Origin of the sequence: Aquisphaera insulae (assembly GCF_011064615.1) — a bacterium.
GTDB lineage: Bacteria > Planctomycetota > Planctomycetia > Isosphaerales > Isosphaeraceae > Aquisphaera > Aquisphaera insulae.
Window position 1 is genome coordinate 112270 of sequence record NZ_JAALJH010000007.1, and the last position, 14964, is coordinate 127233.

A 14964-nucleotide genomic window follows, 5' to 3' on the forward strand; every position below is an offset into this window, starting at 1 on the left:
GCACCGGGCTGACCGCCGGCCCGAGGTTCTCTCACATTCAAGGAGCCTTGTATGCCTCTTTATGAAGGTGGACCGCTGACTCCCTTCTCCGCGTTCAACGCCGGCGTGATCCCGAACGACGTATTCGGCGTCGCGATCAACTGGTTCGTGAACCGGACGCCCCTGGTGTCGCGCCTCCCGAAGCTGCCCACCGGCTCGCCCCAGTTCCTGGTGACGAACGACAACTACAGGCCCCGCTCGAACCCGCTGAACAACGGGGCCGCCGTGACAGCCGCGGCGACGACCGCCACGGTGGCGGACGGCTCGATCTTCGACACGGGCGACGTGATCCAGATCGAGAACGAGTACATCCTGGTGACGGGCATCAGTGGCAATGCCCTGACCATCACCCGCGGCTACGCCGGCACGACCGCCGCGAGCCATGCCGACGCGCTGCCCGTCTACCTGGTCAGCAACAGCCGGACCGGGGCCGAGCTGAACGTGACCAGCGTCAGCCGCATCCCTCAGGCCGTCACTCAGTATTGCCAGACGGTGCAGCATGCCTATCAGGTTGGCGGCTCCTTGCTGTCCGACGTCAACTACGCCTCGGGCTTCGCGACCCCGCTGGACCGCGACCGGATGCTCGCGATCCAGCACACGATGGACGACTTCGAGAGCGCCTGCTACTACGGCAAGGGGGTCCCCCTTTCCGCGTCCACCAGCCGTCCGCTGATGAAGGGCATCTTCAGCCTCCTCCAGACCAACAACGTCAGCTCGCCGACCAACGCCGCGGCCTACAAGCCGAGCGACCTGGTCCGCGACACGCTCCAGGCCTGTTTCAACGGCGGCGGCAATCCCACGGTGCTGCTGGTGAGCACGGACTTCCTTTCCGGCATGGCGGTCTGGGGCCACGCGGCGATGCGGCTGAATGCCGGGTCGAATGTCTTCGGCACGCCGATCGACCTCTTCGAGGCGCCCTTCCTCTCCGGTGTCTCGATCATCCCGGCCCCGCTGCTGCGGCCCGGGACGGCGATCTGCCTGTCCGACTCGGAAATTCGCATCCGCCTCAAGCGAGCCATGATCGACAAGCCCCGCGGCAGCCGCGGTGATGCCTTCGAGGGCGACATCATCATGGAGGGCGCCATCGAGGTGGACAACGAGGCTCACCACGCCTGCGTCAGCGGCGTCACCGCTTTCGCGGCCTCCTGAGGCACCCGTCATCGGTCGCCGGGCCCGCACGGATGCGGGCCCGCCCCCGGGCGCCGATCGCGACCGATCGTGCATCCTTTTCCCTAAGTCGTCGATGCAACTGCAGAGATTATCGACATGCCGTACGTCTTTCCCGGCCTCTGGCCATTCATCGAGCGAGTGGCCCACGGCCGTAGCCTGCACCATCTCGGCCGCGCCGGCGAGCTCTGGCACTGCAAGCAGGTCCAGGATGCGCTGGGGCAGATCCCCCGCCTGGATGGCCGCAGCCAGCGACAGTTGCTGGAGCATGTCCTGGCCATCCGAGACTCTCTTGCGGCCGCGCTCGAGGGGATCGACGTGGCCATTGAGGAAGCCGCCTCCGAGCTCGGCATCCCGCTCCCGGGAGCGGCCGGCTCGGAGGCGGCGGGTGCCGATAAGCGGCCCAGGAAGCGCTGAGGACCACTCGACCGGATCACCCCGCGAATCCATAACGAGGTCTCATCATGCCGAATGACACGTATGTCGCCCCGGTGATACAGCCATCGGGCACGACGTTTGCCCAGTTCCAGGCGGGGGGGTATTCCCTGCTCATCGACAATCTGATCGCCGCCAACGGCGCGGTCGCCAACCCGACCGTCTCGGCCACGGTGAGCGTCGGTGGCACGGGCGGTACGCTCGCCGCGGGTACGTATCAGGTGGCCTACAGTTTCCGCGACGCGTTCGGAGAGACTCTCGTAGGGGGCCAGTCGGCCACCTTCACGATCACGGCCGGCCAGATTGCCACCGTGACGCTGCCCGCCGTGCCGGTCGGAGCTGACGAGATCTGGCTCTACGTTTCCGCCGCGGGCAACCCGACCGGTCCCCTCTCGCTGTATGCAACGGGCATCACGGCCACCACATTCGCGATGTCCCTGGCCGCCGGGTCTGATCCCTCGGCGTCGGTCCCGACCGCCAACACGACGGGCGCCGCCTCTGTCGCGGACAAGATCCGCAGCTATCGGGGCAGCTCCGGGGACCAGGTCATCAAGAGCTACTCGGCGTTCCTCTCCACGCTCTTGCGAGGGAGCGCCATCCTGCGGAAGGAAGGACGGCTGGCTGCACAGCAATGGGCCGCGATCTTCGCACTGTGGGCCCAGGCCGCAAAGGAGGCCGCGTCGCTGGTGCTGCTCAACCCTGGGACGCTTGCCTACAAGTATCTGCCGGTGGGGCATCCCGTCACCGTCCGCTCCTGGCCGTGATCGCTGCGTGCGGGATCCGTCCCCGCCGCCCTCCGCTCAACTCCAGCTTCTCCGGGAGATCCCATGTCCGCTGCCGATCGCCTCGCGGTCGTCTATGCTACCGACGAGAATATCGCCGTCCACGCCAGCGGCGATTTTAGCGTGCTCTGCCCAGACTGGCAGAAGCTCGCCTGGGGCAACGACGGAGTCCTGCTGGCGAGCTCTCCATGGGTGCTCAGCTCGGCATCGGTCAACTTCTCAAGGGCAGGCGTCGTCCCCGGCCATGTCGTCCTCTTGCGCAAGCCCAGCACCGTGTTCAAGGGGAGCGGGGAGCTGCTCGCGGTGGACGCCGTGGCCGGTAACACCGTGACGCTGCGACGGTTGGGCCTTGCCCCCGGCGCAGGCCAGCCGCCTTCGCCGGGGGGGGACCTCAATGCCGTCGAATTCCTGATGACGACGCTGGACCCCCAGACGGAAGAGGCCAGCTTCGACTTGAACCGCCGCCTCTCCATCGATCCGCTGCTGACGGGCAGGGCTCCGAGTGACCTCCATGACCTGCGGGAACTCCGGCAGGCCTGCGTGCTCACCGTGCTCGCTCGCCGCTATGCGGCCGAGGTTCGCGGCAGCCAGGGCGACTTCGCCCTGAAGCTGTCAGACGTCAAGCAAGAGCTGGGAGAGATCCTGGCAAGGCTGCAGCTCCGCTGGGGGGCCGGCGGCACGGCCGAGAACTCCACGAGCTGGCTCTCCACCCGGATCGTACGCTGACCACGGAGTCATCGATTCATGGCATTCTTGGTTCCTCATGAGGGTGATGTCCAGTTGCTTACCGACTTGCTCGGTGGCGGCACCCTGGAGAACTGGCTCCTGGGCCTGTTCCACGCCAACATCACGCCTTCCGAGACGGACACGGCCGCTGCCTACACCGCCCAGGAGGCGACGTTCACGAACTATGCTCGCAAGACCCTGACCAGGAGCATCGGAGCTGGCGCCTGGAACACGCCCGTCGTCCAGGCGCCCGGCGGGTCTCCTGCGTGGACTGCTCGCGCGCAGGTCGGCCATAGCCAGTACGGCTCGACCTCCCAGACATGGACCTGCGGTGCGACGGGGGACACGATCTACGGGTACTTCATCATCGGCGCGACCAGCGGCAAGCTGATCTGCGCCGAGGCATTTGCAGCCCCCCGCACACTGGTCAGCGGAGACAGCCTTTCGATCACGCCCGTCTTCGAGAATGCATGAATCGGATCGCTGCCCCCCTGGTCGACGCGTGACCCGGAGGCAATACCCAATGACTTATACTCACGCGCAATTTTCGGAAAGGATGGGCCGACGTGGCTGGACCGAGTGTGACTGCTGGAATCGCGGGGAATGTCGTCGCGAGCGGGTTGCTCGGGGCTGGCGCTAACGTGGCCTCGACGGTCGATTTCAGCACGGGAGGCGCGTTTGGCGGCGATGTCGCCATCAGGGTTACTGCCGGGGCAACCGTCTCCGGGACCAATGGGTGCCGGCTTGACGTCTTTCCTCTCGGGGATTCCACACCAGCTTTCGACACGGTCGCTTCGCAGTCATACACGCTCAGCCCGGTCGTTGCCTCGGGCACCTACCAGAAGACGCTCCGGCTGCCGACCGGCGTGTACAGCCTCAAGGCGACCAACCTGGACGCAACCAACGCGATCACCGTGCAGATCACCAGCTCGAAGATGAGCTGAGAGGGGGCGTTCGATGCGATGGACTTCGAAGCCCTCGTTCGGCACCCGCGTCGACCCGGCCCACCCGATCGGCCGGGGCTGCCTGCTGGCGATCGCCGTGAATGCGGGCCAGGGCATCACGCTGGCCAACGCGGCCTGGTCGGACGCCTGTACCCTCGCCGGGGCGCCGGCCTGGGCGTCCACGGACCAGGGCCACGGGCTGGGCTTCACGGGCACTCAGTACGGACTGCTGCCCGCGTCAACCCGATACCGGCCGTCGTCGGGGTTCACCTTCGCTGCGAGGGTGTTCATAACATCGGCCACGAACCTCAGCACAGTCATCCGCCTCGACGACGGGACCAATCGGATCGGGATCCTCGACGGGGTCGGGACAGGCACGCTTCGCGCGCTCGCGTTCACCACCGCCGGAAACGTGGCGGCTGTCACCGGGGCCGTCCTCGTCCAGAACACATGGGCCGATCTCGCGGCCACCTACGACTCTGCAACGGCGGTGGCCACCGCCTATCTGAACGGCGTACCGGTGGCGACGGCGACGGGGACGCCCGGAGCGGCGTTCGTTGGATCCGGGGCCGTGCCAGTCGGGCTCTTCGTGAACCCGAACGGACTCGGGTCGATCGGGCGGGGGACGCTCGCCTTCGCCGCGATGTTCGGGCGGGCGCTGTCCCGGACCGAGCTCGTCGCGCTCGCGGCCAACCCGTGGGACCTGTTCGAGCCGCCGGCGCCGTGGCGCGAGGATCTCATGTCCGCCTATTACTACGCCCCCGCGTCCGCCTCGACCTGGCGGCGCACGATCTCGCCCCGATTCGGCTCAAGGAGCGCGACATGATCAGCTACCCGATCAAGCAATCGAGCACGGCCCAGCCCCTGCTGTTCCTGCTCATCTCGTCGACCGATCACACCACGCCGGTCACGGGCGCCACGCCGACCGTGAAGATCTCGAAGGCCGGCGCCGCGGGCGCGCCTCCGTCGGGGGCGGTCTCCGAGGTCGACGCCACGAACATGCCGGGCTGGTACAAGGTGGCCGGCAACGCGACCGACAGCAGCACGCTCGGCCCGCTCATCCTCCACGCGACGGCCGCCGGCGCGGACCCGTGCGACGTGCTCTATCCCGTCGTCGCCTTCGATCCCCAGGCGGCGACGAACCTCGGCCTGTCCTCGCTGCCGACGGCGAACCCCGCGGCAGCCGGCGGGATGCTGACGGTCGGGACCGGCGCCGGGCAGATCAATCCGTCGTCCGGCAAGGCCCCGGCGACCCTCGTCAGCACGGACGTGACCGGGAACCTCCCGGCCGACATCCAGACCATCAAGACGCAGGCCGTCACGTGCTCGGGTGGCGTGACGGTCCCGGCCGCGACGCTTGCCAGCACGACCAATATCACGACCGTCGGGGCCGTCGCCGGCTCGGTGGCGAGCGTCACCGCGGCTGTCACACTGCCGTCGATGCCGCCCAACTGGATCACGGCCGCCGGCATCGCCTCCTCGGCACTCAACGGCAAGGGCGACTGGCTCCTCGACTCGGGCTACACGACGCCCCCAACCGCCGCAGCCGTCGCGACGGCCATCTGGACGGACACGGCGTCGGGCGACTTCTCCGTCAGCAACAGTCCGGGGTACGCGGTGAAGAACGGTCTCCCGATTCTGCTCACCCAGGCCGTGCCTACGTCCAATACCCCCCAGACCGTCGGCGATTCGCTCAACGCCGCTCGGGCGCAGGGCTTCGGCAAGTGGACGCTCGTCGGCACCGCCCTCACGCTCTACGCGGGGGATGGGACCACGATCGTCCGGACCTTCACCCTCGACAGCGCCACGGCGCCGACGCAGAGGTTCTGATGCCATCGATCTTGAATCAGGGCCTGGGTGGCGATCATCTCGTGACGCAGGGATGGGGGCCAGTCATCCTGAATACGGGCCCCGTGCTTCAGGGGTGGGGGAGCTCTCGGGTCGTATCGCAGGGACTCGGTGGCCCGATCGGCACTGTCAATGCCTCGTTCTCGCCATCGGGAGGACTTGTTCATGGGGGTCGAACGGCTCCCGCCACGTCCAGCAAGGCGCCCTGCGTCGTCGGCGTGGGGCAGGGGGGGCAGGCCGGCTCGTGGCGATCGGCGACAACCGTCGCCTCGGGAGGCATGCGTCTAGGCGGAGAGCGAACCGTATGGACGAGCTTCGAGCCGGCGGTCTCTGGTGGCTCCTCGCTCGGAGGAGAGGCATTTGACAAGGAAACGATGTATGCAATATACATGAATGATGGGGGTGGTGGCTCGGTGGACTATTCGCTCGTCCTGGCGACGACATCGAAGACGACCTGGACGAGCCGGCCACTCGATGCCCCGGGTTCGTACAAGCTGGCGGTCCGCTCCAGGGGCATCTTCTCCGGCCTCGAGGAGAAAAATGTCGACGCCGTCGTGGAGCTGATCCTCGACGATTCCGCCAGAGATCTCACGGACTTACCATCTCCTCCTCGAGGGATGCGAGCTTTTGCTCTAGCCGGGGGCAAGCTCCGTGTCGAGTGGGCGGACTCGGGGGACGTCCGCCCCCTTCGCCGGCCCTTGGGTTATCGTGTCTACGTCGGCATTGATGGACCGCCCGACTACACGACTCCGAGGGCGATTCTCTCGTGGGGTGGTGGGAAGCTCGGGGGCTATTCCATCGATCTCGACAGGTTGACGAGTGGCCGTGCCTATCAGGTCGGTGTCCGTGCCTACGGCGCATGCGGGGAGGAGCAGAACACGGTCGTACTCACGTCCTCGGTGGACGAAAGCCCTCCGGAGGAGGTGGATGCAATTTGCGTGAGGATTCTCGGTTCGGAGTAGTTAAAAGGTCAAGAAATCACCACGTGATACAAACTACGACGTCTGCTCCGAGCTCGAAGCGCCCTGCCGGGCTCGCCGGCATATCGAGCTCGATTCGGTCCCTGGCCCCTGCACGGCAATTCGTCGTGGTTGCAGACGACCTCCATCCAATCCCCCGACCAGCAAGGCCGCGACGCGCAGCCTGACCGAGGATACCCATGTCGATCAAGCTCTCCAGCACGAACAACTACCTGCTCTGCACGGCCGGCAACGACCTGTGGGTCTCCCAGGCGTCGGCGTCGTTTAGCGTGTTCCTGATGATCACGCCAGGGAGCAACTTGGCCGCGCTGGTCAACGCCGCGCCGATCGGCGGCTTGTACACGAATACCAAATGGAACCTCACGTTCGGGGCGGTCTCCGGCCAGACGATCGCTTTGACCCCCGTGATGCGGGGCGCGATTCATAGTTGCGGCACGACGGTCCAGATATCGGCGGGCGTCGTCTACCACATCGCCGGGGTGTGGCAATCGGGCTCGCAGGCGCTCTACGTCAACGGCATCCAGGTCAAGCTCCTCACGTTCGCGGAGCTGACGAGCACCATCACGAGCACGGACATGCGGCTCGCCGGCGCCCCGGCTGGCGCCGGAGTCGAGCTCTCGGATGCCGTGACTTGGAACGGCTATGCCCTGTCGCCGACCGAAATCGTGGCGATCCGGGACGGCGGCGATCCGGCCAGCATCGGTTCGTCCGCCACGACGCGTGTCCGCTGGAGATTCGACGGCGCGGTGGGGTCCGCGGTGGCGCCGGGGGACCCGGCCATCAAGAACGCGTTCGGCGGATCGACATCCTACGACCTCACCCTCACCTCCGGCACCGGGGCGGGCGTCTACACGGCCCCACTGGTCCTTACGCCGGCCGCCAATGCCGCGCTCACCGTGCTCACGGGCGGGACGCTCGTGAGGGCCATGTTCTCGGCGGCGGTGAACGGCGTCCCGGCGACCCCGTCGTTGCTCATCACGGCCCCGACGATCGCCGTGAATGGAACAGTCGTTGGCCAACTCCAGCAACTCGACCTCGCGGGCACCTGCTCCGATTGGCTATTCCGTATTCCCGGGGGAGTGTCTGTGGATCCCGCGGACGCCGTGACCTTCTCGGCCCCCATGGGCTGGGCGAACACGAGCACCGGGATCACGTTCGGGGCCACGAACGCCCCCGTCGAGAACCGCGTCGGTCGTTCGGCGTTCGGGACCGATGCGCTGGTCAAGACGCTCAAGCCCGGGATGAATATGGGCTGGTCGCCGAATGAGTCGAATCCCGGCGTCGTGCTCAAGAACTGGGCCGCGAAACTCGGTCTATGGCTCGGAGGAACGGTCTTCGACCGAAACGGCAACGGCACAATGCCGTCCACCACAGATCAAGGCCGAATATTCTACGAGACGTTCGGGTCATGCACGAATGTAAACGAGATGGTTCCGCATCCAGACGGCGTGTATGCAATAGGATGGGACGATCTGGACGCGGCGAATGGCTACCCGACCGACTTCACTCTCGGGAAGTCGGCCGGCAGCGATCTCACAATCACTGAACTAGCGGGCTGCAGGAACCCAGGTGTCAATGGTGTCGGCAAGGTCAGGTTATATCAGATTACGCATAACACTCTGTTGACTGCTGTCCAACTATACGTGAACCTCTCGTGCTCGACGAAGGCCCCGAAGATATCGAATTTTGTCTTCTATCCGCCGGGCAGCTTCTCGTATACGCCTGGCGTGAAATGCGACCTGGACAAATCGGACCCGCTCGCGCTCGACCCCATGATGTTGGCCCGATTCCCCAACGGCATCGGGTCGGTGCGGTGCATCGACACGACGTGGGGCGCCTCAGGGCTCGGCGGCGGCGAATACGAGCCGGAGGACGCGAGAACCCCGACCGACCTGGCCACCGGGGTCCCGCTGATCACGGCGGTCGGCTGCTCTGCGATCCGGCCGTGGGATCCGGCCGTCTCGCCGTACGTCTACAGCTCGCACTTCGGCCAGACCTACCAGGCGACGCTCGGGGCCTCGATCACGGACCTCGGCTCGATCGACTCCCAGGGCAGGCGCGTCTCGACGATCATCGTCACGGATGCGTCGACGGCGCCGATCATCGCTGGGCAACGGCTCACGATCGATTCCGAGGAGATGGGCGTCCTCAGCGTCAATGGGACCAGCATCCTTGTTCGACGAGGTTCGCGGAGCACGACGCCGGCAACCCACACATCGGGCGTGGGAACGCTCGGCTCGGTGACGGTCTCTTTCCGATTCCCGATCAGCTCGACGACGTTCAGGCCGAATTCCCGCGTCATCGAGGTGGTATTGGCAACCCCCGGCGTGCTGATGACGGGACCGCTTTATCACTGCACCACCACGTCGAGTTGGGGCTCGCAGGCCATGACCGACGGCGGGTCGATTGGCTTCTCGGACGGATACATCACCCCCTTCCTCACCGGCCCGAACACGTTCCTCACCCTGCAGGACGCGATCGCCTCATCAGGACCCTATACGGCCTCGACGACCACGAGCCTGAATTCGTCGCTGTGCCAGCTCAAGAAGGTCTGCCCGAGTAGTTCCTACCCCATCGAGGTTATCACCAGGATCGCGTCGACGTTCGGGGCGGATGCACACGTCGGCCTCCCGATCTGCGCGAACGACGACTTCGTGGATGCCATCGCTCGCCGAGTCCGCGACACCATGCCTGCGGGCCGCAAGGTCTACCTGGAGTATGGGTGCGAGCCGTGGAACACATTCCCACCCTGGTATTTCCAGTGGGCGTTCAGTTACCACCTCTCCTACATGCTCAATGGGCCAGGGGGCGATCTGAGGGCGTGGAACATCGACCGGACCCAGCAGGTCGGCCAGCGGTTCAAGGCGATCTTCAACGAAGGCGGGCGGAACCGCGGTGGCGAGGTTCACGTAATCTACAATCACCAGTTCGTCAACACGGGCGGCGCCATCACGTCCGAAATGGACTACATCGGCAGCAAGGGATACGACATCGACGTGGTGGCCGTGGCACCCTACACGGGCGCGCTGGGATTCACGACATCGTCGACCGTCGCGCTTTACCGCGGTGCCACGATCCCCGAAGGGATCGACATCCTGATCAACGGCATGTGGTACGGCGCGAACGGCTCGTTCGCGGCGATCCGGCAGGTGAGCCTCTCCTTTGCCGCGTCCGTCGCCGCGTACAACGCGAAGTACGGCAAGTCGGCGTTCCTGTACGGCTACGAGGGCGGCGACCAGGACCCGTGGCCTACACCGGGCGTGATCAGCGTCGGCAACAACTACGGATTCACGCTCGGGGCGGCAGTGGGCGCGTCGGACGCGACCATCACCCTCGGGAGCGGCCAGGCCGCGAAGCTCGGCATCGGGGATGACCTCATGATCTGCGCGCAGCCGTTCGGCCGGATGGCCGCGACGGACGAGTGGGTCCGGATCACGGGGATCAACGGGAACGTCCTGACCGTCACGCGCGGGCTGTACGGGACCTCGAACCAGAGTCACGCGTCCGGGAAGGCGGTCGTCTCGGACTTCTTCCTGAAGGCCCGCGACCTCGAATATCACCCGAACTGGAGGATCTGCTTCAAGGACTTCATCGCCATCCTCCAGCAGGCCGGCTTCCAGGGATGGAATCGCTACGCTTACGCCATGCCATGGCCGTACGGCAAGGCGTGGGGGACCTACACGACCTCCTCGCAGTTGCCGGGCAAGGGCGACGGCTCAGACGGAAAGACCGACAACCGCTTGTATCTCGCTCAGCGTGGTCTCCCGAATTCCGTGACGGCCGGCGTGATCCAGGACATGCGAAACGTGTCGGTGGTCGGGCAGGCGATCAACGAGTGGATGGCCGATGCTCGGTCGGGGAATGTGGTCGTCCCGCCCAAGTCCTCGAGTCGCACGGCGAAGAGATTCGTTCCCCGGCCGAGATTCAGGTGATCGACCCGTAACGAAGCGAGGCACCACCGTGACGCTCTTTCGCGAACGCGATGTCCGACGGCTGATCGGCGAACTGCTCGAGCAGACAGGAGCTTTCGACGGGATCTATCTGTCGGGGCTTCCGGAGGGACGAGGAGAACGCGCAAGCGATATCCGGGCCGTGTGCATCGAGCCCGTCGAGTCTCGCCAGGCCGAGCCCTGGGACGACTTGGATGGCGAACCGATCATGACGTGCCAGATCTCCCTGACCCTCATGGCGAGGCACGAGGATCCCGAGATCCGCGACGACATCGCCGAACTCCTCCTGAACGTCGCGGCGAACTCCCTCTGGCGAAGCAACCTCGGCGGCGCGGCGATCGCTTCGAAGACCCGTGTCCGGTCGTGGGCCTGGCAACCGACTGACGCCCCTGAGCGGCGCATCAAGGCCGTCCTGGAATACCAGTATCTGGTCGATGGCCTGACGGGATTCAACACGATCGAATGACGGTGACTCGCTCTTCCAATCTCGCTCCGTTCGCTGATCACGCCTTCAACCGAATCACAGAGGAGGTTCTTCCATGGCGGCTACCAAGCTGCAGGCCAATTGGACCGCGGTTTCACATGGCACGACCACCATCACCAGAGTTACCCAGGTGAGCTTCACTCAAGGGGGTTCGCTGAGCTCGTACTCCGCCGACGGGGACCACTATCCCACGGTCATCGTCAGCTTGCTCAACAAGCCCGGCGCCAAGGTAACCAGCTCGGACACGGCCACCCTGATGGGGCTGGCGCCGGGGACCGTCGCCTCCTTCAGCGCGACGCACAAGGACGCGAAGGGGGCTACCGGAGGTGACGTTCTCTATGTCATGGCGAATGCGGTCGTCGAGAACGTCGACACGACGGGCAGTCATGGCGAGTTCGGCTCTGCCACCATGTCCTTGCTGGGATTCTCGAGCGACGGCGTGACGAACCCGCTGAGCTTCACCCGGGCCTGATTGCCGGTCCTGGGCGGCTCCCGGCGTGGCGAGCCGCATGACTGACTCCTCCTGCGTAGAGTGAAAGGGCGACATGAACGCTCCGGATGCCCTCCTCATTCCCGAATCCTGGAAGGTGGGCGAGACACAGCTCGATCGGATCGACTCGATCCTGAGATTCGCCGAACCCGTGCTGAATGTGGACCGGGCCAGGGGAGGGCGGGCCTATATCCGTCGCCAGCCGGGCGGGCGTCTCTTCGTGACGCCCGACCCCGGCGACACGCTTCAGTTCCCGATCGGCCACCCAAGGGAAGGGACGCCGAGATATGGCTGGGTGGTCCAGCCCGACGGCTCGGAGCACGGCTTCCTCGTCGAGAGGGCTCCCGATGCGTGATGAGCGAACTGTCCGGAAGGCGACTTTCACCGAAGGTCCTCGCGTCGTGCTCGGCGACGGCCAGGAGTGGACCTTCCCTCGCCCCTGGCTGCGTCTCTATCCAGTCCGCGGCGCGGACGGACGGCTTGCGGTCGGCGGCGGCATGGGCTACGGCGCCGACTACGAAGAACTCGTCGACCGCCTCGTCGAGTGCGGCACCGACGACACCTCATCCCGGCTGGCCCTCCAGTTCCAGATGGCCGGCCTTCTGCTCGGACGAAACTACGAGCTCGACGATCGAGACCTGCGGCGGCTCCTGGCCGTCGATCTCGCGGATCCGTCCTGCGAGGGTCGCTGGGCCCAGATCAACCAGATCCTGCTGGGCCGCCCCCCAAAACCTTCTGCCGATGGCTCCGCTACACCCTGATCGCAAACGGGATCACCCGGGATCTCCCCTGGGAGGACGCCATCGGCGTGGCCCATATGCTGGTTGCTCTGGGACGCGCCGTGTCCCCGACACGTTGGGTTGAGAGCCTCTCCGTTCGCCGCGATGAGGCGGCCCGAGAAGCCCTGTTCTGATCCGACTTCCTGTGATTCCGCGGGATGAGGAGCCATCACCGTGACCGAGGACCAGAGAGAAATCTCGGATGATCAGCCGGACCGAGCCGCGGCCATCGAGCACCGCGGCCTTGCCTCGTTGCTCGGCGCGCTGCCTACCGGCACCCTCGATCCATTCGTGATCTTCCCGGCGGTTGAGTTCGAAGAGACTCGGCCGGAAGCCGCCGCCGATTCGATGGCGATGGCCGATCGTGGTTTGCCTCGTTCCTCGCCGTCCGAGTCGATCGTTGACCAGCCACCCAGACCCGCCGAAATGGCGTCTCAGCGGGACGCACTGAGGATGGCACGGGGGGCGATGATGACCTCGTCCCAACAACCGTTCTTACCCGGGCCGGGATCGAGTCCGCCAGGGAACGAGGTCTTGCACCCCTTCCTGGCACGCTCGCCCGACGTTCACCCTTCGGAGGACCGTATCAAGGGCCAATTTGATCCCTCGGCCTTGCTGCTCGACGTCTCGGCCGGGCGGACGGAGCGTGCCGGGCTGCCGACCTCCCGCGCCGGCCACTCGGTCGTCCCGGGGATCATCGAGGATCCTTCCGGATTGATGTCGACGGCCCTCGATCTGTCATCTTCGGCCTCGATCGTCGAGCGGGCGATGCCACCGGAGCAAGCTTGGGGACCGTCGCCGGGGAGTACTCCGGCCCATTACGCGGACGAACTCGACGAGTTCGATTCAGCCCGCAGTTCTCGATTCGCCACCTCGCCCATCGTCTCCGCGACCGATCTGCTCGGGCCAGCTAGCTCCCCCGTGGACGGCCCGAGGGAATTGGGCCCCGCGGCTGCCTCGGAGCCCGCTTCGAGCATTCGTGAGGCCAGTCCGTGGGGAGAGCGAGGCCCTTCCACCCGGTTCCCAGTCCCGTCATCCCTTGACCTGGGTGCGACCGGCCCGGTCGGGAACTCCGGCTCGATCGACGAGATCTCCGGGGTGGCGGCCCGCCTGCTGGATGTGGCCGCTCGGATCGAACAGGCAGCCGAACGCTTCTCGATGCAGCGACCCCAGGCATATGCCTCCACTCCGCCGCCATTCCGCGGCCGCGTCGATGGTTGAGCCGGTCAGCTCGTCACCCAACGGCCCGAGGAGCCTTCTGATCCATGATCACATACGACGGCAACAACATTTTCGGCGCCGCGGTTCAATTCCAGCACGTGGCGCATCCGAATGCGCAACAGGTCAATACGTTTTTTGGAGTAAACGGGACGCAGTCGCTATTCGGGGGGCAGCGAGGTCGCATCTTCCTCATCCGGGGGATCCTGCTCGGGGCCTCGCTGGACGAACTCAACGCGGCCGAGGCGACCCTCAGGAGCTATGCCGATGGCGAGGCCAGGATCCTGGTGGATCCTCGGGGTCGAACCTGGCCCAACGTCATCTTCCGCGGCGAGTTCCATTCCGACGCGCAGGGGCCGCTTCGCACGGTGAGGGGCTGGGCGCTGCCGTACCGGGCCGTCTTCCATGGACTGAGCTGATGCCCTTCGATCAATCCTCGATCATCGACGTCGAGCCGCCGGTCTGGGACGGCTCCGCGCTCCATCTCCAATGGTCCTCGACGGCGCCGGACGGGACCTATTTCCAGGTGTATGTCGGGCGTATGCTGGCGTGGTATGGGACGAGCCGATGGGCAGCCATCACGATGCCCACGAGCCGGGTCCGCGTCGACATCGGTGCCGTCGGATCCGGCGAGCAGGCCGTGGATTTCAGCGGCATGTTGCCGCTGGCGCCGGCGGACCGGGCGTCGCTCTCCTGGCTCGGCGGATCCTATCTCGACCCCACGGGTAGCGATGACGTCGCCGGATTCCGCGTCTTCGGGGAGGTTACACCCGGGAGTGGCATCGATTTCACGACCCCCCTGGTCGAGATCCCGGCGTACGCCGGCGGCATCATCACGGACGGCTTCGGGCTCGGGGGCTTCGGTCAGGGCGGATTTGGCCGCTCGGCATCGAGCTATCAATGGACGAGCCGTTCCCTCCGATCGGGAACATGGTCGTTCGCGGTCGCCTCGTTCGATGCGGCCGGGAATCTGGGAGCCCCCGTGATCGTCTCGGCGACCATCAAGGCTCCGCCTCGTTCGCCGGCGGCCTTCCCGGATGGCACGCGACTGAAGGCGTCCTATGATCCCACGACGCGAAGGGTGACGCTCAACTGGCTGGATAGCCCCGCCTGACTTCCACA

General features: G+C 66.0%; 16 protein-coding genes. All 16 read left to right on the top strand.

Going from position 1 to position 14964, the window contains the following annotated elements; translation table 11 throughout:
- Nucleotides 1–51 precede the first annotated feature (51 nt).
- The gene (locus tag G6O54_RS06590; protein ID WP_165221887.1) at nucleotides 52–1188 is read left to right on the top strand and encodes an SU10 major capsid protein; all 1137 of its coding nucleotides are present in this window, start codon (nucleotides 52–54) and stop codon (nucleotides 1186–1188) included.
- A gap of 117 nt (nucleotides 1189–1305) precedes the next feature.
- Nucleotides 1306–1623, top strand: coding sequence for a hypothetical protein (locus G6O54_RS06595; protein ID WP_165221890.1), 318 nt, complete (start codon nucleotides 1306–1308; stop codon nucleotides 1621–1623).
- A gap of 47 nt (nucleotides 1624–1670) precedes the next feature.
- A complete protein-coding gene (locus G6O54_RS06600; protein WP_165221895.1) occupies nucleotides 1671–2405 on the top strand; it encodes a hypothetical protein in 735 nt (244 codons plus the stop codon).
- A 63-nt stretch (nucleotides 2406–2468) separates the two neighbouring features.
- Entirely contained in the window at nucleotides 2469–3149 is a 681-nt protein-coding gene (locus tag G6O54_RS06605; protein WP_165221900.1) for a hypothetical protein, read from the top strand.
- 18 nt (nucleotides 3150–3167) lie between these two features.
- Nucleotides 3168–3623, top strand: coding sequence for a hypothetical protein (locus G6O54_RS06610; RefSeq protein WP_165221905.1), 456 nt, complete (start codon nucleotides 3168–3170; stop codon nucleotides 3621–3623).
- A 92-nt stretch (nucleotides 3624–3715) separates the two neighbouring features.
- Nucleotides 3716–4093: a hypothetical protein gene (locus G6O54_RS06615; protein WP_165221910.1), complete on the top strand. Its 378-nt coding sequence runs from the start codon at nucleotides 3716–3718 to the stop codon at nucleotides 4091–4093.
- Between the two features lie 13 nt (nucleotides 4094–4106).
- Nucleotides 4107–4919 carry a LamG-like jellyroll fold domain-containing protein gene (locus G6O54_RS06620; RefSeq protein ID WP_165221915.1) on the top strand — a complete coding sequence of 271 codons (813 nt, stop codon included), beginning with the start codon at nucleotides 4107–4109 and terminating at the stop codon, nucleotides 4917–4919.
- Nucleotides 4916–5923, top strand: a complete 1008-nt coding sequence (locus G6O54_RS06625) for a hypothetical protein (RefSeq protein WP_165221920.1) — start codon at nucleotides 4916–4918, stop codon at nucleotides 5921–5923. The genes G6O54_RS06620 and G6O54_RS06625 overlap by 4 nt, the downstream gene beginning before the upstream one ends.
- Before the next feature lie 296 nt (nucleotides 5924–6219).
- The gene (locus G6O54_RS06630; protein WP_165221923.1) at nucleotides 6220–6903 is read left to right on the top strand and encodes a fibronectin type III domain-containing protein; all 684 of its coding nucleotides are present in this window, start codon (nucleotides 6220–6222) and stop codon (nucleotides 6901–6903) included.
- Between the two features lie 197 nt (nucleotides 6904–7100).
- Complete coding sequence (locus G6O54_RS06635) at nucleotides 7101–10853, top strand: LamG-like jellyroll fold domain-containing protein (protein WP_165221926.1); 3753 nt, start codon at nucleotides 7101–7103, stop codon at nucleotides 10851–10853.
- A 226-nt stretch (nucleotides 10854–11079) separates the two neighbouring features.
- Entirely contained in the window at nucleotides 11080–11337 is a 258-nt protein-coding gene (locus tag G6O54_RS06640; protein ID WP_165221929.1) for a hypothetical protein, read from the top strand.
- Nucleotides 11338–11410: 73 nt separating this feature from the next.
- Nucleotides 11411–11827, top strand: a complete 417-nt coding sequence (locus G6O54_RS06645; RefSeq protein WP_165221931.1) for a hypothetical protein — start codon at nucleotides 11411–11413, stop codon at nucleotides 11825–11827.
- Nucleotides 11828–11900: 73 nt separating this feature from the next.
- Complete coding sequence (locus G6O54_RS06650; protein WP_165221933.1) at nucleotides 11901–12200, top strand: hypothetical protein; 300 nt, start codon at nucleotides 11901–11903, stop codon at nucleotides 12198–12200.
- Entirely contained in the window at nucleotides 12193–12606 is a 414-nt protein-coding gene (locus G6O54_RS06655) for a hypothetical protein (RefSeq protein WP_165221935.1), read from the top strand. Before G6O54_RS06650 ends, G6O54_RS06655 begins: the two co-directional genes overlap by 8 nt.
- Before the next feature lie 1283 nt (nucleotides 12607–13889).
- Nucleotides 13890–14261 carry a hypothetical protein gene (locus G6O54_RS06660; protein WP_165221957.1) on the top strand — a complete coding sequence of 124 codons (372 nt, stop codon included), beginning with the start codon at nucleotides 13890–13892 and terminating at the stop codon, nucleotides 14259–14261.
- Nucleotides 14261–14956, top strand: a complete 696-nt coding sequence (locus G6O54_RS06665; RefSeq protein WP_165221959.1) for a hypothetical protein — start codon at nucleotides 14261–14263, stop codon at nucleotides 14954–14956. The genes G6O54_RS06660 and G6O54_RS06665 overlap by 1 nt, the downstream gene beginning before the upstream one ends.
- Nucleotides 14957–14964 lie beyond the last annotated feature (8 nt).